This window comes from Bradyrhizobium sp. Ghvi (genome assembly GCF_900115265.1).
Lineage (GTDB): Bacteria > Pseudomonadota > Alphaproteobacteria > Rhizobiales > Xanthobacteraceae > Bradyrhizobium.
In genome coordinates this window covers 767,194-791,222 of sequence record NZ_FOVU01000005.1, presented here as the reverse complement: position 1 = coordinate 791,222, position 24,029 = coordinate 767,194, and the positions used below count along the sequence as shown (strand labels likewise).

The window sequence follows — 24,029 nt, the reverse complement described above, 5'->3', positions numbered from 1 at the left end:
CGTCACCGCTCCCGCGCCAGCCTGGGATCGAGCAGATCACGCAAGCCGTCGCCGAGCAGATTGAGGCCGAGCACGGCGATCGCAATCGCGGCACCGGGGTAGACCGCAAGCATCGGCGACTGGAACAACATGGTCTGCGCGTCGTTCAGCATGCGACCCCAGGACGGCTGTGGCGGTTGGGTGCCGAGGCCGAGATAGGACAAAGCGGCTTCGGCAAGGATCGCGAGCGCAAACTGGATCGTCGCCTGCACGATCAGGATCGACAGGATGTTCGGCAGCACATGCTCGATGGTGATGCGAAGGGCGCCCTTGCCCGAGGCGCGCGCCGCCAGCACGAATTCGCGCGCCCAAATCGCATTGGCCGAACCGCGCGTCAGCCGGGTCAAGGTCGGGATCTGGAAAATGCCGATCGCAATGATCGAAGTCACCATGCCTGGACCTGCGACCGCCGCCAGCATGATCGCCGAGAGCACAGCCGGAAAGGCGAAGGTGAAATCGGAAAAGCGCATGATGACCTCTTCGGTCCAGCCGCGCTTGGCCGACGCAATCAGGCCGAGGCAGACCCCGAAGGTGAGACCGATGCTGACCGCGATGATACCGACCAGGATGGTGGAGCGCGCACCTGCGAGCAGCAGCGAGATGATGTCACGACCGAAGGTATCGGTGCCAAGCCAATGCGTCGCCGAGGGCGGCCGCAGCTTCGAGGCGATGTCGATCTCGTAAGGCGACCAGGGCGTCCACACCAGCGAGAGCAGCGCCGAGGCAACTACCAGCAGGCTGAGAGCGCCGCCCAGCACGAAGCTGCGATGGCGCAGCGCGCGGCTCCAAAAGGTCCGCGCAGGCACGGGGCGCGTTGCGACCGGCGCGTCAACGGGCGTGGAAAGCTGCGCGCTCACAGGTCGTGCACCTTGATGCGGGGATCGATGAAGGCATAGAGCACGTCGACCACGAAATTGACGATGACGACCATGGTTGCCAGCAGCATCACGCAGTTTCGCACCACGATCAGGTCACGATTGGCAATCGACTGGAAGATCAACCGGCCGAGACCGGGTAGGTAGAACACGTTCTCAATCACGATGGTGCCGGCGAGCAGATTGGCGAATTGCAGGCCCATCACCGTCATCACGGGAATCATGGCGTTGCGCAGCACATGGCGCCACAGCACCTCGCGCTTGCCGAGTCCTTTCGCGCGCGCAGTGCGGACGAAGTCTTCGCGCAGCACTTCCAGCACCGCCGAGCGCGTGACGCGCGCAAGAATCGCGGCCTGTACCACTGCCAGCGAAATCGACGGCAACAGCAGCGATTTGATCCCTGGCCAGATGCCGTCATCCCAGCCGGCAAAGCCGCCGGCGGAGAGCCATTGCAGCCGCACGGCAAATAGCAGGACCAGGAGGATCGCGAACCAGAAGTTCGGCAGCGCGATGCCGATTTGGGTCAGCGACATCACGCCGACATCGCCGAGCTTGTTATGATTGGCAGCGGTGTAGATGCCGGCCGAGAGCGCCAGCACAACGGTGATCAGCATCGACATGATCGCGAGCGGAATGGTCAGCACCAGCCGCTCCGCGATCAGGCCAGAGACCGGCGTGCCGTAAACATAGGAATTGCCGAGATCGCCAACGACGATGCCCTTGATCCATTGCAGGTAGCGGACCGCGAGCGGCTGATCCAGCCCGAGCTTGACGGTGAGCGCACGCACCGCGTCGGCCGAGGCATCGGCGCCCATCAGCATTTGCGCGGCATTGCCCGGCAACGCATCCAGCACCAGGAAAATGATCACGGACGCGCCGACCAGCGTCGCCAGCAATGTCAGGACACGTCGGAGGAGAAATACGCTCATACGCCGTCGGCTTCAGGGCTCACTACCGGCACGATCAACATGTCCGCACGCCCGACGCAAGCCCTTTGCTATCCATCGTCGCCCCCTTAAGCCGGCCAGCGGGACAGAAGGTCACTCGAGGCTTCGAACAGGGCGCTGACGCGCAGCAATTCCGCGTCACGGCGAAAGCGGCCGACGAGCTGGAGCCCGATCGGCAGGCCATCACGGCCGAAGCCGCAGGGCAGACTGATCGCGGGGTGGCCGGTCATGTTGAACGGCATGGTCCAGGGGAACCAGTGCGGCCGGACGCTGTCAAACTGCATTCCGTCGATCTCGATCTTGCCGAACAGGTCCTGGTCGATCGGCAGCGCGGAGCGGGTGATGGTTGGCATCGCCAGAAGGTGCCCGCCCGCAAGCAGGGATTGCACGCGACGGAACAACGCGGTGCGCGCGAACATCGCCTCCTGGTAGTCGACGCCGCTGAAATTGGTCGCCAGGGCGATCTGCTTGAGGAAGGCTTCGCTGAGGGCGTCGCCATGCTCGGCCACCAGCTTCGAAAAGCGTGACCGCCAGACAGTGTGGTTGATTGCGCGCCAGATCGGCTCGACGTCAAAGCCCTCGCCGGAGAACTCCTCGAGCTCGGCGCCGAGATTGGCAAGCCGGTCGAGGCTCGCCTTGAAGGCGGTCGCGACATCCGACGACACTGGACGTCCCGGTGGTGAGGCGCAGAACAGGATCTTCTGCCCACGCAGATCACCGCGCGGGGCCGCAGTGCCGATAAAATCGGGCGCGGGCACGCCGATCGACCAGGGATCGCTGGCGTCCTCGCCGGCCATTGCCTGCATCATCAACGCGGTATCGGCGACGGTGCGCGTGGTCGGCGTCACATAGGTCTGGTTGCCGAACGCGTCGAGCGCCTGGCTGTGTGCGATCACGCCATTGCTCTGCTTCAAGCCCACGACGCCGTTGCAGGCGGCGGGAATGCGAGTCGAGCCGCCGCCATCAGTCGCGATCGCCAGCGGCGCGATGCCGCTCGCCACCGCCACCGCGGCGCCGCCGCTGGAGCCGCCGGAGGAGCGCTCCGCGCTCCAGGCATTGCGCGTGCGGCCAAACAGCGGCGAGTCGGTCAGGCACTTGCTGCCGAATTCCGGAGTCGTGGTCTTGCCGATCAGGATCGCGCCTTCGCTGCGCAGTCTTGCGACCGCAACGGCATCCTCGGTGGGAACGTTGTCCTTGTAGGGGGCGGCGCCGAAAGTGGTCTTCACGCCCTTGGTGTTGACGATGTCCTTGACCGTCACGGGAAGGCCATGCAGCAGCCCGAGCGGCTCGCCCGCCATCACCTTGCACTCGGCCTCGCGCGCCGCCGCCATCGCCTCGTCGCCACAGATCGTGATGAAGCAGTTCAGCTTGGGCTGGAGAGCTTCGGCGCGCGCGAGTACGGCGCGGGTAACTTCGACGGCGGAGATCTGCTTGTTCGCGATCAGGTGACGCAATTCGGTTCCGGAGAGCAGGCAGGGATCGCTGTTCATCGTCAGATCATGCTCCGAAGCGGCCGCCGTTGGCCCCATGCATTGACAATCAGAATGACAGTTTTGTTAACTCGGCGTCCAATACGATTTTGGTGGTCAACCCATACGGTTTCGGTATGCCCATGGATCTTCGCCGGCTCCGCTATTTCGTTGCCGTGGCCGAGGCGCGCAGCGTCGGCAAGGCTGCCGAACGACTGCGGATGGCGCAGCCGCCCCTCTCGGTCCAGATCCGCAAGCTCGAGGCCGAAATCGGCGCGCCGCTGTTCCACCGCGGCACGCGTGGCATGGATCTGACCGACGCGGGCCAGGCCCTGCTGGCCCGCGCTGGCGAAGCACTGGCGCTGGCGGCCGACGGCATCGAGGCCGCGCGTGCTGTTGCTGCGGGCCAGCGCGGGCGTATCTCGGTCGGCTACATGTTCGTGCTGGCGAACGCCGTGCTGCCGCGACTGATCCCCGAGCTGCGGCGATCCATTCCCGGCGTCGACCTCGACTTCGTCGACCTCAGCGCATCGACGCGCGAGGTACGGCTGCTCGACCGCAGCGTCACGGTGGCACTGTGCATGCCGGCGATCCACCATCCCGAGATTCAGGTCGCGCGGATCGGTGCGCAGCGCTTCATGCTGGCGATGCCGAACCGCTCGCCGCTGGCGCGCCTCGGCGCCGTGCCGATGGCTCGGTTGCAGGGCCGTCCGCTGATTGCGCTACCGCCGCCGGAGCGGGACCCCGCCTCCTCCGCGGTCGCGGCCTTGCTGCGGCGGCATCGGGTCGTGATGCCGATCGCGAGCCGGGTCGAGACGGCACATTCGGCAATGAGCCTTGTGCTCGCTGGCGAAGGCTTTGCGATCCTGCCGGCTTGCGCCAAGCTCGGCGCGCCGCGCGGCATCGTATTCCGGCCGCTGCGGGACGCGGTCGATTCCATCGACATCGCGGTGTGCTGGCGGCGGGATTCGCAGAGCCCGCTGATCCCCAGATTTGTAAAATGCGCCGAGAAGGTCGTCGCGCGGCTGTGACGAGACTACCAGCTCCAGCTGATCTCATGGCTCCAGGGCGGATCGGCACCTGGGCGGGTGCAGGTGAGACCGGCACAATTGGCGGCAAAGGAAAGCGCGCGGCGGAGCTCTTCCGCACCGATGTCCTTGAGTTGCGGCCGGGCGAGACGCCCCTGCTTGTGCAGGGCGAACAGCAGTGCAGCCTGGAAGCTGTCGCCCGCGCCGATCGTGTCGGCGACGGTGACCCTCGGCGCCTCGACCGCGATCTGCCCGGCCTTCGCGTGCCAAGCGATGGCGCCGTCGCTGCCGCGGGTGATGATGACGAGGCGGGTGCCCTGCCCAAGCAGCGCGTTCGCGCGCTGCTGATACGGCTCCTCGCCGAAGAGATAGGCGAAGTCGACATCCGACATCTTGACGAGATCGGCGGCCCCAGCGAATTCGGTCATGCGTGCAAGATAGGCCGGCCTGTCCTTGACGAGGTTGGGGCGGCAATTCGGATCGAAGGAGATCGTCGACGACGCCTGCGCATCCGCGATGAGGGCCTTCGTTTCGGCGGCGCCCTGGTCGTTGACCAACGTGGTCGAGCCGACATGCACGGCTTCGACGGTATCGAAGGGAATGCTCCCGCGCCGAAATGTCCAGTTCCGCGTCGCGGTGTCGGCATCATAAAAGGCGTAATGCGACTCGCCGGCGACGATGCGGACGAAGGCGAGCGTGGTCTGGTGATCGCTGCGGGTGGCGAAGCCCAGCTCGACATTCGACGCAGCGGCATGGTCGGCGATCATGCGCCCGAACATGTCGGTCGAGATGCCGCCGACGAAACCGGTCGGAGCGCCCAGCCGCGCGATGCCAATGGCGACGTTGAGGCAGGAGCCGCCGACCGCCGGCATCACGGCTTCGCGGCCGTCGGCGTTTTTCGTTGGCACGAAATCAATCAACGCGTCGCCACAGGAAATCAGCATATCTCTTGGCCCTCGACGATGTCACGCATTGCCGCTCGGCTGCCGCGATCGACCTCGCGCAACAGCTTGTACACCGCGCGCTTCCTGGTGTGAAACGCGGCCATGTCAGGCGTGGTCGGCTCGCTCTTGCGTCCGAGCGCCGACATCTTTGCCATGGTCTCGCCGATCGAGGCATAGGCGCCGCCAGCGACGGCACCTAGCATCGCGGCGCCTAGCAACACGGGCTCTCTGGTCTGCGGCAGCGCGACGGTCAGCCCAGTCGTGTCAGCCATGATCTGCCGCACGAGGGGGCTGCGGCTGGCGCCGCCGCCCATGATCATGATGCCGGCATGCACGCCATGCGCGGCAAAGGCCTCAATCACCTCTGCGAGCCCGTAGGCGAGCCCGCAAAGACCTGCGACGAACAGCCGTTCCATCGAGCCGATGTCGGTGTCGAGATCGAGGCCCGCGATCACCGCGCGGGTGTCAGGGTCGGCATAGGGCGAGCGGTTGCCGATGAACTCAGGAAGCACGTGGACGTCGCGTGCGAGCAGCGCAGCGCGGCTGGCATCGCCGGCGCGCGCGATGATGCGGCGCTCGAGAAACTCAATGAGATCGACGCCCTCGCTGCGCGCAGCGGCGCTTGCATCGGTGTGGCCCGGATGCGACTTGAGGAGATGATCGATTGCCGCACCTGCGGCTGACTGGCCGCCCTCGTTAAGCCAGAAGTCCGGCACCATGCCGGAATAATAGGGGCCCCAAACGCCGGGCACGAAGCATGGCTCCCTCGTCGTCGCCATGATGCAGGCCGAGGTTCCCATGATGTAGGCGAGACGATCGGTGACATCGGTCGTTCCGCCCGATCCGTCACGGCCGCCAATCGCGCCAATGCCGCCGGCGTGGGCATCGATCAAGGAGGCGCCGACCGGCGTGCCAGCCGGCAGGCCGAGATCGGCGGCGGACCCGCGGGTGAGACCGGCGCCGAGCCGCGTGCCGGGGGCGACGATCTCGGTGCCGATGCGTGCATATTTTTCGCTGACGAAATCAGACAGACCGATACGCTTGAAGAACGGTGCGCTCCAGCCCCCACCGTCATGGGCGAGATAGTTCCATTTGCAGGTGACGGTGCAGGTCGAGCGCTGCAGCGAGCCGGTGGCGCGCCAGGTCAGATAGTCCGCCAGATCGAAAAAGTGCCCGGCAGCGTCGAAGCTCGCGCGCATGTGCCGCTTCAGCCACAATAGTTTCGGCATTTCCATCTCGGGCGAGATAGAGCCGCCGACATAGCGCAGCACATCGTCGGCGGTTTCGTTGATCAGCCGCGCCTCCGCAATGGCACGATGATCCATCCAGACAACGACGTTGCGCTGCGCCTCGCCCGAAGCGCTGACCGTGAGCGGCTCGCCTTGCCTGTCGAGGACAACCAGCGAGCAGGTCGCGTCGAAGCCGATGCCGGCGACGCTGTCCGGCGCAATCGCCGCTTCCGCCATTGCCGCCCGCACCGATTTGATGCAGGCCTGCCAGATGTCCTCCGACGATTGTTCGACGATGTCGCCGGCCTCATACCAGATCCGGATCGGATGCTTGGCGGTCGCAAGCAGCGTTCCCGCCTCGTCAAACACCCCTGCCCGCGTGCTCGTGGTCCCTACGTCGACGCCGATATAGGCTCGCGACATTGTCACTCCCGGTCGCTACCGTCAGTTTTGACGGCAAGCCTACCAGCAAGTGTAGCCGCCATCCACCAGCACGATGCTGCCGGTCATCAAGCTCGCAGCCTCCGAGGCCAGGAACAGGACGACCGAGGCGATCTCCTCGACCTGCCCCATCCGCGCCATCGGGGTTCCACCGATCCAGGCGTCGTACATTCTCGGGTTGCTCTTCACGAAAGCGTTAAGCGGCGTCTCGATATAGGTCGGCGCCACCGCATTGACACGGATGCCGCGCGCGCCCCATTCCGCGGCCAAGGACTTGGTCAGATGATGCACGCCGGCCTTGGAGGCGTTGTAGAAGCACTGCTCCTGCGGCTTGTTAACGATGAAGCCCGACATCGAGCCGACATTGACGATGGCGCCGCTTCCAGCCTTGAGCATGTGCTTGCCGAACTCACGGCAGCACCAGAAGGTACCGTTGAGATTGACGTCGATCACGTTGAGCCAGTGCTCGTCGGTCACGGTCTCGGCCGGCGTTTCGCTACGGGCAATGCCGGCATTGTTGACGAGGATATCGACCTTGCCGTAGCGGCCGACGAGATCGTTCGCGACCTCCGCCACACGCTTGGTGTCGGTGACGTCCATGATCGCGGTCTCGGTATCAAAACCCTTGGCCCTCAGGCTGGCCCTGGCGTCGCCGGCGACCTTGCTGTCGCGATCGCCGATAATCACCCTGGCGCCGGCCTCAGCCAGCGCTTCCGCGCAGGCAAGGCCAATACCCTGGCCGCCGCCGGTGATGAACGCGGTCTTGCCGCTCAGCTTGAATTTCTCCAGGTACATGATCGTATTCCCGTTTCTTGTTAGTTCCTGATCGCATTGCCGCTCGCGTCGAAGCGGTGAATGCGCGCGGGGTCCGGCACGAGCGATACGCGATCGCCGGCATGCAGGCTCAGTTCGCCGATGTAGCGTGCTGTCAACATCCCGAGCGGCCCGGCATCGACATAGAGGAAAGTGTCGCTGCCGAGATGCTCGGCGACCGAAATGGTGCCCTGCCAGCCGCCCGTGCCGTCGCGCTCGATCTTCAGGTGCTCGGGCCGAACGCCGATCGTCGCGGCGCCCTTCTGTGCGGCGCTATCGCCCGTCACGAAATTCATCTTGGGCGAGCCGATGAAGCCGGCGACGAAGAGGTTGGAGGGCCGTTCATAGAGCTCTAGCGGCGAGCCGTATTGCTCGATCTTGCCGGCGTTGAGCACGACGATCTTGTCGGCCATGGTCATGGCCTCGACCTGGTCGTGGGTGACGTAGATCGCGGTGGTGCCGAGTTGCTTCTGCAGTCGCGTCACTTCGATGCGCATCTGCACACGCAGCGCGGCGTCAAGGTTGGAGAGCGGCTCGTCGAACAGGAACGCCTTGGGCTCGCGGACGATGGCCCGCCCGATCGCGACGCGCTGGCGCTGGCCGCCCGAGAGCTCGCGTGGCTTGCGATCGAGATAGGGCGTGAGGTTCAGCGTTGCGGCAGCGGCCTCGACCTTGTGGTTGATCTCGTCCCTGGCAAGGCCGGCCATTTTCAGGCCGAAGCCGATATTGCCGCGCACGCTCATATGCGGATAGAGCGCGTACGACTGGAACACCATCGACAGCCCGCGCTTGGCGGGCGGCGTGTCGACGACATTCTTGCCGTCGATCAAGATGCTGCCGCCGGTGACGTCCTCGAGGCCGGCGATCAGCCGCAGCAGCGTGGTCTTACCGCAGCCGGAGGGGCCGACGAAGACGACAAAGGAGCCGTCGGCGATGTCGAGATCGGCGCCCTTGATGATGTGCACCGGGCCGAATGATTTCTGCACGCCCTGAAGTGTGATCTGACCCATGATCCGGCAGCCCCTTTACTTCACCGCGCCGAAGGTTAGCCCGCGCACGAGCTGCTTCTGGCTGAACCAACCGAGGACGAGAATGGGCGCGATCGCCAGCGTGGAGGCCGCCGACAGCTTGGCCCAGAACAGCCCTTCCGGACTGGAATAGGAGGCAATGAACGTGGTGAGCGGCGCGGCGTTCGAGGTCGACAGATTGAGCGTCCAGAACGCCTCGTTCCAGGCCAGGATCAGATTGAGGAGCAAGGTCGAGGCCAGCCCCGGGATCGCCATTGGAGTCAGAACATAGACCAACTCGCGGCCGATAGTGGCGCCGTCCATGCGCGCGGCTTCCAGGATGTCGCGCGGAATCTCCTTGAAATAGGTGAACAGCATCCAGATCACGATCGGCAAATTGCCGAGGCAGAGGATGAAGACAAGGCCGATGCGAGAATCGAGCAGGCCGAAGCCCTTGTAGATCAGGTAGATCGGCACCAGCACGCCGACGGGCGGCATCATCTTGGTCGAGAGCATCCAGAGCAGGATGTCCTTGGTGCGCTTAGTCGGCGAGAACGCCATCGACCATGCCGCCGGTATCGCGATCAAGAGCGCAATCAGCGTCGAGCCGCCGGCGATGATGATCGAGTTCAGGGCGTGGAGGAAATAGTCGCTGCGCTCCTGCACGGTGGCGTAGTTCTCGGTGGTCCAGTGGAAGAACAGGAAGGATGGCGGAATGGCGAAGGCCTCGAGCTCTGTCTTGAAGCTCGCCAGCACCATCCACAGGATCGGGAAGAAGATCAGGAAGCCGAAGAACCAGGCCCCGATCGTCGAGACCACCACCTGCTGCGTCGTTGATTTGCGCGCCATGATGTCAGGCTTCCAGGTTGCGGCCGACGATGCGGACGAGGAAGAAGGCGACCACGTTGGCGATCACCACGGCGACGAGACCGCCCGCCGAGGCGCTGCCGACATCGAACTGGATCAGCGCCTGCGAATAGATCAGGAAGGCGATGTTGGTGGTTTGCAGGCCAGGCCCGCCGCCGGTGGTGACGAAGATCTCGGCGAACACCGTCAGCAGGAAGATGGTCTCGATCAGGATCACCACCGTGATCGGGCGGGCCAGATGCGGCAGCGTGATGTAAATGAAGGTCGAGACTGCGCTCGCGCCATCCATTTCGGCCGCCTCCTTCTGCTCCTCGTCGAGCGATTGCAGCGCGGTGAGCAGGATCAACGTCGCGAACGGCAGCCATTGCCAGGCCACGATCAGGATCACCGAGAACAGCGGCACGTCGTTGAACCAGTCAATGGGCGTCACTCCGACCAGCCTGGCGAGCCAGGCGAACAGGCCGGACACCGGGTGCATCAGCAAATTCTTCCAGACCAGGGCGCTCACCGTCGGCATCACGAAGAACGGCGCGATCACCATCAGCCGCACGAAGTTGCGCCCCACCACCGGTTGATCGAGCAGCAGCGCCAGCGGAATGCCGAGCAGGATCGTCAGCGCCAGCACCGAGCCGACCAGCACCAGCGTGTTCTGCAGCGAGGCAAGGAAGGCGGGGTCTGTCAGGAAGTAGCTGAAGTTTTCCAACCCGACGAACGATTCCGAGCCGGGATCAAGCAGGCTGTAATGCAGCGTCGAGAAGTAGATCGTCAGCGCGAGCGGGACGATCATCCAGATGAACAGCAGGCCGACGGCCGGGGTCAACAGCGACCGCGCAAGAAATTGCGTTTGCCGGGTTGCCATCCTCAGCCTCTCCTTCAGAGCGTTTTCGCGCGAAATGGAGACCGGTTCGCGGGAAGAAAACGCGTCAAGACAAAACCTCGGGAAGAAAGCGGCCATCCATCGCGCAAGGAGTGGATGGCCGCAAGTTTGAGCTCAGGGAGAGCTCGGGTTCATTTGATGTAGCCGGCGCGCTTCATCTCGCGCTCGGTGGCGGATTGCGCGGCAGCGAGCGCCGCATCGACCGTCATCGATCCCGCAAGCGCGGCCGAGAATTGCTGTCCCACTTGCGTGCCGATGCCCTGGAATTCAGGGATCGCGGCGTATTGCACGCCGACGTAAGGCACCGGCTTCACGGTCGGCTTGTTCGGATCAGCCGCGTCGATCGAGGCCAGCGTCATCTTGGCAAAGGGCGCGGCCTTCAGGTACTCAGGATTTGTGTAGAGCGAGGTGCGCGTGCCCGGCGGCACGTTGGCCCAGCCCTCCTTCGAAGCGACAAGCTTGGTGTAGTCCTTGCTGGTCGCCCAGGCGATGAACTTCTCGGCCGCTTCGGTCTTCTTCGAGCCGGCCGGGATTGCAAGGTTCCAGGCCCACAGCCAGTTGGCATTTTTGCCGAGGCCGGTGTTGGGCGCGAGTGCGAAGCCGACCTTGTCGGCGACCTTGGAATCCTTCGGGTTGGTGACGAAGGACGCCGCCACCGTCGCGTCGATCCACATCGCGCATTTGCCGGCGTTGAACAGCGCCAGATTTTCGTTGAAGCCGTTCGAGCTCGCGCCGGGAGGGCCCGCCTCCTTCATCAGGTTGACGTAGGTCGTGAGCGTCGTCTTCCATTCCGGCGTGTTGAACTGCGGCTCCCACTTCTCGTCGAACCAGCGCGCGCCGTAGGAATTGGACATGGCGGTGAGGAACGCCATGTTCTCGCCCCAACCGGCTTTGCCGCGCAGGCAGATGCCGTAGACGCCGCCGTTCTTGTCGGTCAGCTTCTTGGCGGCATCGATGACGAAATCCCAGGTCGGCTTTTCCGGCATCTTCAGGCCGGCCTTGTCGAACAGGTCGGTGCGATACATCACCATCGAGCTCTCGCCGTAGAACGGCGCCGCGTACAGCTTGCCGTCGACGGAGACCGCGTCGCGGATTTTGGGCAGGAGGTCGGCCACGTCATAGTCGGCGCCGAGATTGGCGAGCGGCACCAGCCAGCCCTTCTTGGCCCAGATCGGAACCTCGTAGGTACCGATGGTTAGCACGTCGAACTGACCACCCTTGGTGGCGATGTCGGTGGTGACGCGCTGACGCAGAACGTTCTCCTCCAGCGTCACCCATTTCACGGAAATGTCCGGGTTCTTCTTGGTGAATTCGCTGGTCAGGCCCTGCATGCGAATCATGTCGCCGTTGTTGACGGTGGCGATCGTCAGGGTCGTTTCGGCCATCGCGGGGACGGCAAGCAGTACGGACGCGCCGCAGACGGCGCCCAAAACGTGTTTCACGGTGACCTCCCTAGCCCGCGCATTTGAGCATATGCCCACGCGTTGAGCGTATGTTCGGACGAGCTACGCCAGATGTCAAGCGGACGCGCGGGCGTTTCAGCAACTTATGAGTGCTGCGGTGCGACAAACCTCCCCCGTCATGCCCCGCGAAAGCGAGGCATCCAGCCCTGCGTGTCCTCTACCGGTTTGGCTCACGCTTGGACGCGGCATACTGGGTCGCCCGCCCCGGCGCGCAATTGCGCACAAGGCGGACTATGACAGCGGTGCGGGTGGAAAGACCGCCTGCCCCTAGCGCTCCAGGATCGCCGTTGCGGTGGCCTCGTCGGTGATCAGGCCGTTGATCAGCCGCCCGTTCAGTGCCGCCGCGATCGCCGGCACCTTGGCTGCGCCAATTGCGGCGCCGATGGTCGTGGTCTTGGCCGGCGCCTCCGGCGGAATGCTGGTGAGGCGCTTGTTGGTGCCGGCTTTGAGCAGGCGGCCCTTGGAATCATAGGCCCAGCCGGTGATCTCGCCGATGGCGCCCTGCCGCATCATCTCGAACAATTCATCGCGCGTGACGAAGCCGTCGACATGGACCTGCGCTTTCTGGTCCATCTGGCCGATGCCGACGAGGCGCAGATCAGCCTTGGCCGCCACGGCCTTGACCTTGGCGATCGGCTCGATCCGCACCATCTTGTTGCGCTCGTCCTCCGACGACATCAGGAACGGCAGCGGCATCGGATAATGCCGCGCGCCGGTACGATCGGCGAGCCGGCCGACGGTGTCGTAAAAGCTCGCCGAACCATCGGCGGAGATGTTGCCGACCAGCGAAACGATCTGGTGGTTGGGCCGGTCGATTGGCATGACGCGCTCGACCGCGGCGCGCACCGCCCGCCCGGTGCCGAGCGCGACGATCACGGGCGTTTCCGAGCGCAGCGTCGCATCGAGCAGATTGGCGCAACGCTCCGCGATGCCGGCGGTGGCCTGCGGGGCCGCTGGATCTGTAGGCACCACCTCGCAATGCCTCAGCTCAAACCTCTCTTTCAGCTGCGCCGCAAGTTCCATGCAGGCGGCGATCGGGTGCTCGAGCCGGAAGGTAATGAGACGCTCCGCAAGGCACAGCGACACCAACCGCTGCGCCGAGGCGCGCGACACCTGGAGCATCTTGGCGATCTCGTCCTGGGTGTGGCCGGCAATGAAATAGAGCCAGCCGGCACGGGCGGCGTCGTCAAGCCTGGATTTTTCGTTCTCGGCGGCCACGGCCTCACGCCTCCCAGAAATCGCTCATCTGTGCGAACACCCGATCGGCTCCAGCTGCGGACAATATAGCGCGGCCGTCGCGGCTGCGATAATGGCCACCGCCGACAAATCCCCAGACCATCATCCCTGCCGCCTTGGCGGCCTGCACGCCGCTAATACTGTCCTCGATCACCAGCGTGCGCGAGGGTTGTGCGCCCATCTTCTCCGCCGCGTGGAGAAAGAGATCCGGCGCCGGCTTGCCGTGCCTGACCATCTGGGCGGTGTAAAGGCGGTCACCGAAATGCGACGCGAGACCCGTGACGTCGAGCGAGAGCGAGACACGATCGAGGTCGCTCGACGATGCCACGCAGAACGGCACTGATAACTCCGACACTACGGCAGCAACATCGGGAATTGGCCTGAGCGAGCGTGCGAACGTCGTCAGCACGCGGGCCTTCAGGCGCGGCAGAAAGCCGTCCGGCACGACCTGTCCGAGATCGCGGTAGTGCTGCTCGATGGCCTTGGTGCTGCGTCCGAGGAACAGCTCAAGCGCCTGCTCAACACTCAGCGCGATCCCGAATTCCGCCAACACCTCGGACAGGCAGCGACAGCTGAGCAGCTCGCTGTCGACGAGTACACCGTCGCAATCGAAGATGATCAGATCGGGTTTTGGACAGCCCTGGTTCATCCCGCCATTCGATCATATACCCACATGCTGGGCAATAGCTCGCCAAGGAACACCATGGCGCAGCCTCTGTCCGCTCGTTCAATGGGCCACCTGCCGATAGATCGCCGGCAGCGCGCCCGGGAGCCGCTTGATGTTGCCGACGATGGCGTAGCCGCCGCGGCCGAACAGCGTCGGAAAATAGGACTGTGCGGTCGCATCGACGGTCACGCCGAATGCGGCGATGCCGAGCCGGCGCGCTTCCTGCACGGATTTGCGGGTGTCCTCGAGCGCAAAGCGGCCCTCGTAATGATCGACGTCGTTCGGCTTGCCGTCGGTGAGGACGAGCAGCAGCTTCTTGCGCTGGGGCTGGCGGGCGAGTTCGGCCGCGGCATGGCGCACCGCGGCGCCGATCCGGGTGTAATAGCCGGGCTTCAGCGCGCCGATGCGGCGTTCCACTGTCGCGCTCATCGGCTCGCCAAACGCCTTGACCGTCTCGAGCCGCACCCAGGAGCGCCGCCGCGAAGTGAAGGTCAGGATGGTGTGGTGGTCGCCGCAGGCTGCTAGTCCATGAGCGAGCACCAGGAGGGCCTCCTTCTCGACGTCGAGCACGCGATAATTGTCGACCCAGGCATCCGTCGAGAGCGACACGTCAACGAGCAGCGTGACGGCGAGATCATGGCCTTGCGGCCGCATCGCCATGTGGACGCGATCCATCCCGGCATTGCTGCTGCCGGCGCGCAAGTCGCATCGCGCGCGCACGAGTGCGTCGAGATCGAGATCGTGTCCGTCGGACTGGGCGCGCAGCAATTCATGACGCGGCCGCAACACTTCGAAGCGGCGACGCACCTGGCGGATGTGCCGGCGCATGGCATCATCGGGCGCCCAGCTCTCGCCCTGTTCGGAGGCCGACCCCGCAAGCACGCGGCAATGATCGGGCAGATAGCATCCGCTGCGATAGTCCCATTCGGGATAGGTCAGGTCCGCGTTCAATCGCGAGGCATCGAGCGCTCCCGGCGGCAGGTCGAGATCGAATTTGAAGCGGCTCGCCGGCTTGCCACTGCGGCGGCTCAGCGTAATCTCCTCGAGATCATCGGCGGCCTTCTGCGCGTCCTCGTCGTCGCTGTCGTCGTCGGGGCGGTCGACATTGACCATCTCGGCCATAGCCAGGATCTTTTCGAAGCGGTTGAGCACGAAAGGATCGCGGCGATTGGCGCCATCTTCGCGTTCGCGCACGGCAAAGCGCTTGCGATTGTCCTGGGTCGCAACGTCCGAATCCGCCACACACTCATCGCCTCCAGAATTCACGGGCGAGAGCTCGCGCGTCCAGCAATCGCCCCAGAGCGGACAGGGCAGGATCGAACGATAGCCCGGCGGCGCCTTGTCCGGCAGCGGGCCTGTCCCCATCATCGCCGGCCATAGCGGGCCTGCGGGCGCATTTCCGGTTCCGAGCAGGGCCAGCACGATTTGCTCGACCTCCCGCTCCACGCGCGGCAAGGGGCGTTTCGGCCGAGCCTCGGCGGTCGCCGCGGCGAGCTGCGCATAGTCGGCGACGAGCCCGGGAAATTGCGTGAGCACCCAGACCGCCGTATCGCTTGCCCGGCGCAGCACCAGAAGATCCCGCCGCAGCAGATCGTCTTCCGTGATCGCTTCCACCGGCGCAGTAGCGAACCACGCCGCGAGCCAGCGATAAAGCGCGGCGTTCAGCGCGCGATCGGGAAAGATCGCGATGCGATCGGGCAGTAAGATGGTCGCGGCGTCGCGGCCCGGCTGCTCGAGACGCTCGTCGCCGAGCCCGATGCGCTGCCGCCAGCCGAGCCGGTGGCCCGACCTGCGCGCGCCTGCGCTCGCGATCTGCACGCCCGTCTCGCCGCCGAGCGCGCGGAACATGACCGCGATTCGGCCCCTCACTTCGGCAAGCGAGACTGCATGCTCATCGTGAACCGGATAGCTCGCGGTGCCGCCAACCATCCGGTGCCAGGCACGGCCGACCGTTTCCTCCAGTTCGAGAAAGTCGAGCATGGCTCACCCGATCACGGCGCGCGCGACATCCAGCAGCGCCGCCTTGACGTCGGCGTCGTCGGTCAAAGGTTCAATCATGCCGGCAAGGATCGCGTCCGCGACCGGCGTGCCCGCGGCGATCAGGGTCGCGCAATAGACGACGAGCCGGGTCGAGACGCCCTCCTCCAAATCGTGGCCCTTGAGCGCACGCAGCCGTCCGGCCAGCACGACCAATGGCCGCACGCGATCCAGCGGCAATCCGCTCTCGGCGGAGACCACTGCAATCTCCTGCTCGGCCGGCAGAAAGCCGAACTCGATCGCGACGAAGCGCTGCCGCGTCGACGGCTTCAATGCCTTGAGCAAGGTCTGGTAGCCGGGATTGTAGGAGACGACGAGCATGAAGCTCTTGGGCGCGGCGAGCTCCTCGCCGGTGCGCTCCAGCGGCAGGATGCGGCGGTCGTCAGTCAGCGGGTGTAGCACCACGGTGACATCCTTGCGCGCTTCCACGACTTCATCGAGATAGCAAATGCCGCCCTCGCGCACCGCGCGTGTCAGCGGGCCGTCGGTCCACACGGTGTCTCCGCCCTGCAGGAGATAGCGGCCCGTGAGATCGGCCGCGGTGAGATCGTCATGGCAGGCGACGGTGTGCAGCGGCAAGCCCAGCCGCGCTGCCATATGCGCGACGAAGCGCGTTTTGCCGCAGCCGGTCGGCCCCTTCAGCAGCACCGGAAGCTGATTCCGCCAGGCATGCTCGAACAGCGCGCATTCATTGCCGCTTGCGACATAGGCCGGGAGCGCTGGTGCTGAGGTCACGGTGTGGAGGGCGGGTTTCATGATATCTCTCCGGACGTTCCAGGAAGCAGGCTGCCGCAGCAAACCGCGGCCGCCGTTTCTCGTTTACTCGGCCGGCTGCAGCGCAGCCGGAATGACCGCCCGCTTCTCGCGGCCTGGCACCAGCACCGCCCAGACGAACATCAGCGCGGAGATGACGACGAACACACCGGAGCCGAGCCGGATCCAATAGAACATCGCGAGCTGGTCCTGCACGTCCATGTAGCTCTGGCCGAGCACGCGCTGGAGATGGACCTGGACTACGCCGGCGAAGGTCAGCGCGAAGGTCATCACCATCATGGCCGTGCACATGATCCAGAAGCTGGTCATAGAAAGCCACTGATTATAAGGCGCCCGTCCCTTGATTTGAGGAATCGCATAGGCCATCACCGACAGGTTCAGCATCACATACGCGCCGAAGAAGGCGAGATGCCCGTGCGCGGCGGTCACCTGGGTGCCGTGGGTGTAGTAGTTCACCGACGACAGCGTGTGCAGGAAACCCCAGACGCCGGCGCCCAGAAACGCCATCACCGAGCAGCCGACCGACCACAACAGCGCAGCACGGTTCGGATGCTTGCGGCCGGCCTTCCAGGTCATCTGCACGGTGAAGATCACCATGGTGAAGAACGGCGCGACCTCGAGCGTGGAGAACAGCGAGCCGATCCACTGCCAGTAGCCGGGGGCGCCGATCCAGTAAAAGTGGTGGCCGGTGCCGAGGATGCCGGAGAACAGCGCAAGGCCGATGATGACAAAGAGCCATTTCTCCACGACCTCGCGGTCGATGCCGTTCAGCTTGATCATCAGGTAGGCGAGCACCGAGGCCATGATCAGCTCCCAGACGCCTTCGACCCAGAGATGGACGACGTACCACCAGTACATCTTGTCGACCGCGAGATTCGCCGGGTTGTAGAAGGCGAACAGGAAGAAGATCGCAACACCCCATAGGCCGAACAACAGGATGTTGGTGACCGTGGTCTTGCGCCCCTTCAGCGCCGTCATGGTCACGTTGAACAGGAACATGAGGCAGACGACGACGATGCCGACTTTGATCGGGAACGGCTGCTCGAGGAATTCGCGGCCCTCATGAAAGTGGAAGAGATATCCGACCACGGCAAGGCCCGCAGCACCGAAGAACATCCAGAACTGGATCTTCGCGAGCAGCGCGCTGTACAGCTCGGTCTCGGTCTCCTCCGGCAGCAGATAGTAGGTGGCTCCCATGAAGCCTATCAACGACCACACGATCAACGCATTGGTATGGATCATCCTGACGATGTTGAACGGCAGCAGCACCGACAACGTGTTGGGCAGGACGTAGATGGTCCCGGCGAGCAGGCCGAACAGGACCTGGGCCATGAACAAGGTCAGCGCGCCATAGAAATACAGCATCGCGACTTTCTGGGTCTGATATTTCATCTCGAGTTCTCTCTGTCTGAAAGAAGAAGCAGCGCGCTCAGCCGGCCTGGTTCGGCGGCCAGTTCTGACGCTTGATCGTCGAGGTCCATTGCAGGAAATCGGCGAGATCGTTGAGCTCCTGGTCGGTGAGGTTGAACTGCGGCATCTGCCGCCGGCCCGGCGCACCCGAGGGTTGCGACTGCATCCAGGCCTTCAGCGTCTCGCGTGCCGTGGCCGGATCCTCCTTGCCGCCCCAACGATCCCAGACGTTGCCGACTTCCGGAGCGAAATAAGCGCCCTCACCCAGCAGCGTGTGACAGTTGATGCAGGAATTGCGCTCCCAGACATGCTTGCCGCGCGCGACCGACGCGGTCAGCGCCGCCGCGTCCGTGGAGGTCGTGGCCATGTAGTAATGGCTGTGCGCCGTCAGTCCGATGAAGATGGCGAAGAAGAAGGCCGAGCCGCCGTAGAAGATGTTTCGAGCGGCCGACTTGGTCAGGCGTTCAGCCATTGCCGATCCTTTCCGTTTGATTCTTTGGAGAAATGCGATCGTGTGATTTGTTGCCGATCGGCGCGGGTCGCTCTTTGTCGAAGCGCAAGGATAGCGGCGATGCGCAGCGCCGCCGTTAGACCAGGGCCACGATCGAGGATGCGAGCCAGGCGAACAGCACCACGACGAAGACCCAGGCGCTGACGAGACCGCGCCAGAGCGGCGGCGCTGCGCGAAGATCGAGGAAGTCGAGCACGAGACGACGACCCTTGAGTCCAGCGAAGATCAGCAGAAGAGCATTGCCGAGCAGCGGACGTGCGACGAGAGGTGGAATCAGGAGGGTCGCGAGCGCAAGGCCGATCAGCATGAGCCAGGTGATGTCGATGCGATCCGGAATCACTGCTGCACCAGATAGATGATCGGGAACATGACGATCCACAACAGATCGACCATGTGCCAGAGGGCGGCTCCCGTCTCCACGCCGGTCAGGCTGGCGCTTCGGGAAACCACGGCCAGAATCACGATGCCGAGGCCGACATGCAGGAGATGAAAGCCGGTCAGGAGAAAATACAGCGTGAAGAACGGGCTGGTCTCCAGACCGTTTCCCAGCGCGATCTCGCCGGCATATTCGAACAGCTTGATCCCGATGAAAAGCGAGCCGAGCGCCATGGCTCCGAACAGCCAGCCGCGCGCAGTCCGCCTGTGGGAGTCGCGCGCCGCCGTGCCGCGCGCCGCCGCCCAACCACTGGTCACCAGAACGAGGGTATTGAACCCGGCGAGACGCGAATTCAGTGTGGCCTGCCCCGCCGCAAACACCGCTGGATGGATGGCGCGGGCGACCATGAAGGCGCCGAGAAACAGGCCGAAGGCGACGAGCTCGCTGAAGATCAGCACCCAGATCATGGGATGGCCAGGAAGATCCTCCAGGATACCCCAGCCGGTTTCTGGTTGTTCGCAATCCGTCGCCGACATCTGATTTCCACATCAAAGCCGGCGCCCGGATATCCTACCGCTGCAGTTCCGACTTTGTCGCCGCAGAAATAGTGCAACCGGCCGGAGCAGCGTTTGCGCTAACGCAACGTTTTGCGGGTCCCTCCACAATATCGTGGGCCGATATATTGGTTCCAGACGACGGCTGATGATGACATGAGTGAAGCACAACTCGGGTTGATGACGGCGACGCCGATCATGATCGTCTTCGCCATCGCGCTGCAGCGGATGGGGGTGCTATCGACCGTTGCGGCGGTATCAGCGGTGAGCCTTTCCGTCGCGATCGCGGCGGTGCTGTTCACGACGCAGTAATCGTACGATGGGGAAAGTCGTTGCCGCAGGCGTAGGGCTGCTCGCCGTCTCTACCATGTTCGCGAGAAGATGGTGGGCACGGCGCGTTGCGCCTTTGCCCACCAGACAGCCCTGCCAATTCGGCTACCGCCGCTGATTATACACGTCGATGCACACCGCCCCGAGCAGCACAAGACCCTTGATGACCTGCTGATAATCGATGCCGATGCCGAGAATGGACATGCCGTTGTTCATCACGCCCATGATCATGGCGCCGACCACGGCGCCGCCGACGCGACCGACGCCGCCATAGGCCGAGGCGCCGCCGATGAAGCAGGCGGCGATGACGTCGAGCTCGAAGCCGAGACCTGCCTTTGGCGTCGCGGTGTTGAGCCGCGCGGCGAAGACGAGGCCGGCGAGCGCGGCAAGCACGCCCATGTTGACGAAGGTGAAGAAAGTCAGCCGCTCGGTCTTGATGCCCGACAGGCCGGCCGCCTTGGCGTTGCCGCCGACGGCATAGATCTGCCGGCCGATCACGGTGCGGCGGGTAACGAAGCCATAGAGCGCAATCAGGGCGCTCATGATCACAAGCACGTTGGGCAGGCCGCGGTAGGTCGCGATCAAATAGGTAAAATACAGCACGGCACAGGCGAGCACGACGCTCTTGCCGAGGAAGAATGCGTAGGGCTCGACCTCGATGCCGTGCGACACTTCACGCGCGCGGCCCTTGGCGCTGGCATAGACCAGTCCGAGCGCCAGCAGCGCGCCGATCAGCATGGAGGTCGGATGCAGCGTACCGGATTCGGGCAACAGCTCCGGAATGAAACCCGATGACAGTTTCTGGAACGTCGATGGGAATGGCCCGAGCGACTGGCCCTGCAGCACGGCAAGTGCGAGACCCTTGAACACCAGCATGCCGGCCAGTGTCACGATGAAGGACGGGATCTTGAAATAGGCGACCCAGTAGCCCTGTGCGGCGCCGATGGCTGCGCCGACCACGAGGCAGGCGATGAAGGCGATCGTGTAGTCGACCTTGTAGGTCACCATGAGGAGAGCCGCGACCGCGCCGACGAAGCCGGCGACCGAGCCGACCGACAGGTCGATGTGGCCGGTGACGATCACCAGCAGCATGCCCAGCGCCATGATGACGATGTAGCTGTTCTGGAGCACCAGATTGGTCAGGTTGAGCGGCTGCAGCAGCGTGCCGCCGGTCATGACCTGGAAGAACAGCATGATCGCAATCAGCGACATCAGCATGCCGTAGTTGCGCAAATTGTTCTTGATGAAGCTGCCGTGCCGGCGCTCCTCGGGCAGCGACACCGTCTTGTCGGTCATGGCTGCGATCCTCCCATTTCCGCGGCCGCGGCCGCGCCGTTACCGTTGCTTCGTTCGTTGCGCATGATGGCGCGCATGATCTTTTCTTGAGTCGCATCCGTGCCCGGGAACTCGCCGACAAAGGCACCGTCGTTCATGACACAGATGCGGTCGCAGATGCCGAGCAGCTCGGGCATCTCCGAGGAGATCACCACCACACCGCGGCCGGCTTCTGCCAGCTCGTTGATGATACAGTAAATCTCGTATTTGGCACCGACGTCGATGCCCCTTGTGGGCTCGTCCAGGATCAGAACCCTGGGATCGGTCATCAGCCATTTCGACAGCACCACCTTCTGCTGGTTTCCGCCGGAGAGCTGGCCGGTCTCCTGGTAGACGTCGGAGCAACGGATGCGCATCCGGTTCCGGTAGTCGCTGGCGATCTTCAGCTCCGCGATGTCGTCGATCACCCTGCCCGGCGCAACCTGGTCCAGGCTTGCCAGCGTAATATTCTTGCGGACGTCGTCGGCCAGGATCAGCCCAAGCTGCTTGCGGTCCTCGGTGACATAGGCAAGGCCGGCGTCGATCGCCGCGGCGACGCTCGGCAGCACGATCTCCCGGCCCTCAAGCCGGATATGGCCGCTGATATTGGTGCCCCAGGAGCGGCCGAACAGGCTCATGGCGAATTCAGTGCGTCCCGCCCCCATCAACCCGGCTATGCCGACGACCTCGCCACGCCTGACGCTGAAATTGACGTTCTTGATCACCTGCCGCTCGGGATGGATCGGGTGGTAGACTGACCAGTTCGAAACCTCCATCACCGGCTCGCCGATCTTGACGCTGCGCTCGGGGAAACGATGCGCGAGATCACGGTTGACCATGCTGCGGATGATGCGATCTTCCTGGATCGACTCGGCGCGACAGTCGATGCTGTCGACGGTGCGGCCGTCGCGCAGCACGGTGATGTGGTCAGCGACCTTCGCGACCTCGTTGAGCTTGTGCGAGATCAGGATCGAGCCGATACCCTGCTCGCGGAATGCCATCAACCGATCCAGCAAGGCGGCGCTGTCGGCCTCGTTCAGGCTAGCGGTCGGCTCGTCCAGGATGAGCATTCGCACCCGCTTGGACAGCGCCTTGGCGATCTCGACCAGCTGCTGCTTGCCGACCCCGATATCGGTGATCAGTGTATCAGGCGATTCCTTCAGGCCGACCTGCCGGAGCAAGTCTTGGGTGCGGCGATAAACCTCGTCGCGATCGATCACGCCGAACTTCGATGGCGGATGCGACAGGAAGATGTTTTCCGCGATCGACATCAGCGGAATCAGCGCCAGCTCCTGGTGGATGATGATGATGCCGAGCGCCTCGGAATCGTTGATGTCACGGAAGCGGCGCTCCTCGCCCTCGAAGACGATGGTGCCCTCATAGCTCCCTGCGGGGTAGACGCCGCTTAGCACCTTCATCAAGGTCGACTTGCCGGCGCCGTTCTCGCCGACGAGGGCGTGAATCTGGCCGGCCTCGACCGAAAAATTGACGTCGCGCAACGCCTGCACACCGGCAAAGCTCTTGCTGACGTTGCGCATCTCCAGCATGGCCGTCATCGTGTCTTGTCCCTTACGTTACTTCGCCTCTCCCGCTTGCGGGGAGAGGCCGGAATTCGAGCGCAGCTTGAATTCCGGGTGAGGGGGAGTCTCCACGAGTCCCATTGCCACCTCCCTCGCAGAGGCTCCCCCTCACCCTACCCTCTCCCCGCAAGCGGGGAGAGGGGAAGAAAGAAGCTTACTGGAACTGCGACTTCTTGTAATAGCCGCTGTCGACCAGCACCTTCTCCCAATTGTCCTTGTACACCACGACCGGCTTCAGGAGGTAGGACGGCACGATCTTGGCGCCGTTCTCGTAGGTCTTGGTATCATTGACTGTGACCTCCTTGCCGGCAAGCGCGGCGTCAACCATATCGGCGGTCACCTTGGCGAGATCGCGGGTGTCCTTGAAAATGGTGGAATACTGGTCACCGCGCAGCATGGCCTTGATCGAGGGAACCTCCGCATCCTGGCCCGAAATGATCGGCATCGGCTGGTCGGGGCTGCCGTAGCCGACGCCCTTCAGCGAGGAGATGATGCCGATCGAAATGCCGTCATAGGGCGACAGCACGGCATTGATCTTCTTGTTGCCGTAGTAGGCGCTGAGCAGATTGTCCATGCGGGCTTGCGCGGTAGCGCCGTCCCAGCGCAAGGTCGCGACCTTGTCCATGCCCGTCTGGCCGGACACGACGACGAGCTTCTTGCTATCGATGTAAGGCTGAAGCACCGACATCGCACCGTTGTAGAAGAAGAAGGCGTTGTTGTCGTCGGGCGAGCCGCCGAACAGCTCGATGTTGAACGGACCCTTGCCTTCCTTCAGGCCGAGCCCCTTCTCGATCGATTGCGCCTGGAGCACGCCGACCTGGAAATTGTCGAAGGTGGCGTAGTAGTCGACATTCGGCGTGCCGCGGATCAGGCGGTCATAGGCAATCACGGTGACGCCCTTGGCCTTAGCCTGCTTGAGCACGTCGGACAGCGTGGTGCCGTCGATCGCGGCGATCACCAGCACCTTGGCGCCCTTGGTCACCATGTTCTCGACCTGCGAGAGCTGGTTCGGAATGTCGTCCTCGGCATATTGCAGGTCGGTGTTGTAGCCGCGCTCCTTCAGCACCTTCACCATGTTATCGCCGTCTGCGATCCAGCGCGCCGAGGATTTTGTCGGCATGGCGATGCCGACGGTTCCCTTGTTTTGCGCGAAGGCGGTAACGCCTGCGGCCATCGTTGCAGCACCGGCCAGCGCCAATGCCAGAAATGTCGTCTTTAATTTCAACATGCTTCACTCCCTT

23 protein-coding genes are annotated in these 24,029 nt (G+C 63.9%); 2 read left to right on the top strand and 21 right to left on the bottom strand.

Annotated features, from left to right (window positions below):
- Positions 1-2: 2 nt before the first annotated feature.
- The 3 genes from BM374_RS22875 to BM374_RS22865 form a co-directional block, all read right to left on the bottom strand.
- The gene (locus BM374_RS22875; RefSeq protein ID WP_092296816.1) at positions 3-896 is read right to left on the bottom strand and encodes an ABC transporter permease; all 894 of its coding nucleotides are present in this window, start codon (positions 894-896) and stop codon (positions 3-5) included.
- A complete protein-coding gene (locus BM374_RS22870) occupies positions 893-1,843 on the bottom strand; it encodes an ABC transporter permease (protein WP_092296813.1) in 951 nt (316 codons plus the stop codon). Before BM374_RS22870 ends, BM374_RS22875 begins: the two co-directional genes overlap by 4 nt.
- Positions 1,844-1,929: 86 nt before the next feature.
- A complete protein-coding gene (locus tag BM374_RS22865) occupies positions 1,930-3,351 on the bottom strand; it encodes an amidase (RefSeq protein ID WP_177248469.1) in 1,422 nt (473 codons plus the stop codon).
- Positions 3,352-3,473: 122 nt separating this feature from the next.
- Here BM374_RS22865 and BM374_RS22860 point away from each other — a divergent pair, with 122 nt between their 5' ends.
- The gene (locus tag BM374_RS22860) at positions 3,474-4,361 is read left to right on the top strand and encodes a LysR family transcriptional regulator (protein ID WP_092296810.1); all 888 of its coding nucleotides are present in this window, start codon (positions 3,474-3,476) and stop codon (positions 4,359-4,361) included.
- 5 nt (positions 4,362-4,366) lie between these two features.
- Here the strand turns inward: BM374_RS22860 and BM374_RS22855 are convergent, their stop codons facing one another.
- The 15 genes from BM374_RS22855 to BM374_RS22785 all read right to left on the bottom strand — a co-directional run bounded on the left by BM374_RS22855 (position 4,367) and on the right by BM374_RS22785 (position 19,546).
- Positions 4,367-5,302, bottom strand: a complete 936-nt coding sequence (locus tag BM374_RS22855) for a carbohydrate kinase family protein (protein WP_092296807.1) — start codon at positions 5,300-5,302, stop codon at positions 4,367-4,369.
- Positions 5,296-6,954, bottom strand: coding sequence for an FGGY-family carbohydrate kinase (locus BM374_RS22850; protein ID WP_092296804.1), 1,659 nt, complete (start codon positions 6,952-6,954; stop codon positions 5,296-5,298). Before BM374_RS22850 ends, BM374_RS22855 begins: the two co-directional genes overlap by 7 nt.
- Positions 6,955-6,993: 39 nt before the next feature.
- On the bottom strand, positions 6,994-7,767 hold the full coding sequence (locus BM374_RS22845; protein WP_092296801.1) for an SDR family NAD(P)-dependent oxidoreductase: 774 nt from the start codon (positions 7,765-7,767) through the stop codon (positions 6,994-6,996).
- Between the two features lie 20 nt (positions 7,768-7,787).
- Positions 7,788-8,795 carry an ABC transporter ATP-binding protein gene (locus BM374_RS22840; RefSeq protein ID WP_092296798.1) on the bottom strand — a complete coding sequence of 336 codons (1,008 nt, stop codon included), beginning with the start codon at positions 8,793-8,795 and terminating at the stop codon, positions 7,788-7,790.
- A 15-nt stretch (positions 8,796-8,810) separates the two neighbouring features.
- The gene (locus tag BM374_RS22835) at positions 8,811-9,641 is read right to left on the bottom strand and encodes a carbohydrate ABC transporter permease (protein ID WP_092296795.1); all 831 of its coding nucleotides are present in this window, start codon (positions 9,639-9,641) and stop codon (positions 8,811-8,813) included.
- A 4-nt stretch (positions 9,642-9,645) separates the two neighbouring features.
- On the bottom strand, positions 9,646-10,518 hold the full coding sequence (locus tag BM374_RS22830; protein WP_092296792.1) for a carbohydrate ABC transporter permease: 873 nt from the start codon (positions 10,516-10,518) through the stop codon (positions 9,646-9,648).
- Positions 10,519-10,667: 149 nt separating this feature from the next.
- The gene (locus tag BM374_RS22825) at positions 10,668-11,978 is read right to left on the bottom strand and encodes an ABC transporter substrate-binding protein (RefSeq protein ID WP_092296790.1); all 1,311 of its coding nucleotides are present in this window, start codon (positions 11,976-11,978) and stop codon (positions 10,668-10,670) included.
- A 288-nt stretch (positions 11,979-12,266) separates the two neighbouring features.
- On the bottom strand, positions 12,267-13,217 hold the full coding sequence (locus tag BM374_RS22820) for a sugar-binding transcriptional regulator (protein WP_092296787.1): 951 nt from the start codon (positions 13,215-13,217) through the stop codon (positions 12,267-12,269).
- A gap of 4 nt (positions 13,218-13,221) precedes the next feature.
- The gene (locus BM374_RS22815; protein ID WP_092296784.1) at positions 13,222-13,884 is read right to left on the bottom strand and encodes an HAD family hydrolase; all 663 of its coding nucleotides are present in this window, start codon (positions 13,882-13,884) and stop codon (positions 13,222-13,224) included.
- 78 nt (positions 13,885-13,962) lie between these two features.
- A complete protein-coding gene (locus BM374_RS22810; protein WP_092296781.1) occupies positions 13,963-15,882 on the bottom strand; it encodes a nitric oxide reductase activation protein NorD in 1,920 nt (639 codons plus the stop codon).
- Positions 15,883-15,885: 3 nt separating this feature from the next.
- The gene (locus BM374_RS22805) at positions 15,886-16,695 is read right to left on the bottom strand and encodes a CbbQ/NirQ/NorQ/GpvN family protein (RefSeq protein WP_092296778.1); all 810 of its coding nucleotides are present in this window, start codon (positions 16,693-16,695) and stop codon (positions 15,886-15,888) included.
- Positions 16,696-16,758: 63 nt separating this feature from the next.
- Positions 16,759-18,105, bottom strand: coding sequence for a cbb3-type cytochrome c oxidase subunit I (locus tag BM374_RS22800; RefSeq protein ID WP_092296775.1), 1,347 nt, complete (start codon positions 18,103-18,105; stop codon positions 16,759-16,761).
- Between the two features lie 37 nt (positions 18,106-18,142).
- Positions 18,143-18,595, bottom strand: a complete 453-nt coding sequence (locus BM374_RS22795) for a c-type cytochrome (RefSeq protein ID WP_092296772.1) — start codon at positions 18,593-18,595, stop codon at positions 18,143-18,145.
- Positions 18,596-18,710: 115 nt separating this feature from the next.
- On the bottom strand, positions 18,711-18,971 hold the full coding sequence (locus BM374_RS22790) for a hypothetical protein (protein WP_177248483.1): 261 nt from the start codon (positions 18,969-18,971) through the stop codon (positions 18,711-18,713).
- Positions 18,971-19,546 (bottom strand): cytochrome c oxidase subunit 3 family protein, encoded by a 576-nt coding sequence (locus BM374_RS22785; RefSeq protein ID WP_092296766.1) that lies wholly within the window; start codon positions 19,544-19,546, stop codon positions 18,971-18,973. The genes BM374_RS22790 and BM374_RS22785 overlap by 1 nt, the downstream gene beginning before the upstream one ends.
- A gap of 174 nt (positions 19,547-19,720) precedes the next feature.
- Here BM374_RS22785 and BM374_RS38695 point away from each other — a divergent pair, with 174 nt between their 5' ends.
- A complete protein-coding gene (locus tag BM374_RS38695) occupies positions 19,721-19,876 on the top strand; it encodes a hypothetical protein (protein WP_092296764.1) in 156 nt (51 codons plus the stop codon).
- Positions 19,877-19,999: 123 nt separating this feature from the next.
- On the opposite strand, the gene mmsB is transcribed toward BM374_RS38695, so the two are convergent.
- The 3 genes from mmsB to chvE all read right to left on the bottom strand — a co-directional run bounded on the left by mmsB (position 20,000) and on the right by chvE (position 24,016).
- Entirely contained in the window at positions 20,000-21,190 is a 1,191-nt protein-coding gene (mmsB, locus tag BM374_RS22775) for a multiple monosaccharide ABC transporter permease (RefSeq protein WP_092296761.1), read from the bottom strand.
- Positions 21,187-22,764: a multiple monosaccharide ABC transporter ATP-binding protein gene (mmsA, locus tag BM374_RS22770; protein WP_092296758.1), complete on the bottom strand. Its 1,578-nt coding sequence runs from the start codon at positions 22,762-22,764 to the stop codon at positions 21,187-21,189. The genes mmsB and mmsA overlap by 4 nt, the downstream gene beginning before the upstream one ends.
- A 178-nt stretch (positions 22,765-22,942) precedes the next feature.
- Positions 22,943-24,016 (bottom strand): multiple monosaccharide ABC transporter substrate-binding protein, encoded by a 1,074-nt coding sequence (chvE, locus tag BM374_RS22765; protein WP_092296755.1) that lies wholly within the window; start codon positions 24,014-24,016, stop codon positions 22,943-22,945.
- Positions 24,017-24,029: the final 13 nt, after the last annotated feature.

Excerpts from the sequence above, each read along its gene's own strand:
- BM374_RS22870 (WP_092296813.1), bottom strand. The coding sequence starts at position 1,843 with ATGAGCGTATTTCTCCTCCGACGTGTCCTGACATTGCTGGCGACGCTG.
- BM374_RS22865 (WP_177248469.1), bottom strand. The coding sequence starts at position 3,351 with ATGAACAGCGATCCCTGCCTGCTCTCCGGAACCGAATTGCGTCACCTG.
- BM374_RS22860 (WP_092296810.1), top strand. The coding sequence starts at position 3,474 with ATGGATCTTCGCCGGCTCCGCTATTTCGTTGCCGTGGCCGAGGCGCGC.
- BM374_RS22855 (WP_092296807.1), bottom strand. The coding sequence starts at position 5,302 with ATGCTGATTTCCTGTGGCGACGCGTTGATTGATTTCGTGCCAACGAAA.
- BM374_RS22850 (WP_092296804.1), bottom strand. The coding sequence starts at position 6,954 with ATGTCGCGAGCCTATATCGGCGTCGACGTAGGGACCACGAGCACGCGG.
- BM374_RS22845 (WP_092296801.1), bottom strand. The coding sequence starts at position 7,767 with ATGTACCTGGAGAAATTCAAGCTGAGCGGCAAGACCGCGTTCATCACC.
- BM374_RS22840 (WP_092296798.1), bottom strand. The coding sequence starts at position 8,795 with ATGGGTCAGATCACACTTCAGGGCGTGCAGAAATCATTCGGCCCGGTG.
- BM374_RS22835 (WP_092296795.1), bottom strand. The coding sequence starts at position 9,641 with ATGGCGCGCAAATCAACGACGCAGCAGGTGGTGGTCTCGACGATCGGG.
- BM374_RS22830 (WP_092296792.1), bottom strand. The coding sequence starts at position 10,518 with ATGGCAACCCGGCAAACGCAATTTCTTGCGCGGTCGCTGTTGACCCCG.
- BM374_RS22815 (WP_092296784.1), bottom strand. The coding sequence starts at position 13,884 with ATGAACCAGGGCTGTCCAAAACCCGATCTGATCATCTTCGATTGCGAC.
- BM374_RS22810 (WP_092296781.1), bottom strand. The coding sequence starts at position 15,882 with ATGCTCGACTTTCTCGAACTGGAGGAAACGGTCGGCCGTGCCTGGCAC.
- BM374_RS22805 (WP_092296778.1), bottom strand. The coding sequence starts at position 16,695 with ATGAAACCCGCCCTCCACACCGTGACCTCAGCACCAGCGCTCCCGGCC.
- BM374_RS22800 (WP_092296775.1), bottom strand. The coding sequence starts at position 18,105 with ATGAAATATCAGACCCAGAAAGTCGCGATGCTGTATTTCTATGGCGCG.
- BM374_RS22795 (WP_092296772.1), bottom strand. The coding sequence starts at position 18,595 with ATGGCTGAACGCCTGACCAAGTCGGCCGCTCGAAACATCTTCTACGGC.
- BM374_RS22785 (WP_092296766.1), bottom strand. The coding sequence starts at position 19,546 with ATGTCGGCGACGGATTGCGAACAACCAGAAACCGGCTGGGGTATCCTG.
- BM374_RS38695 (WP_092296764.1), top strand. The coding sequence starts at position 19,721 with ATGAGTGAAGCACAACTCGGGTTGATGACGGCGACGCCGATCATGATC.
- mmsB (WP_092296761.1), bottom strand. The coding sequence starts at position 21,190 with ATGACCGACAAGACGGTGTCGCTGCCCGAGGAGCGCCGGCACGGCAGC.
- mmsA (WP_092296758.1), bottom strand. The coding sequence starts at position 22,764 with ATGACGGCCATGCTGGAGATGCGCAACGTCAGCAAGAGCTTTGCCGGT.
- chvE (WP_092296755.1), bottom strand. The coding sequence starts at position 24,016 with ATGTTGAAATTAAAGACGACATTTCTGGCATTGGCGCTGGCCGGTGCT.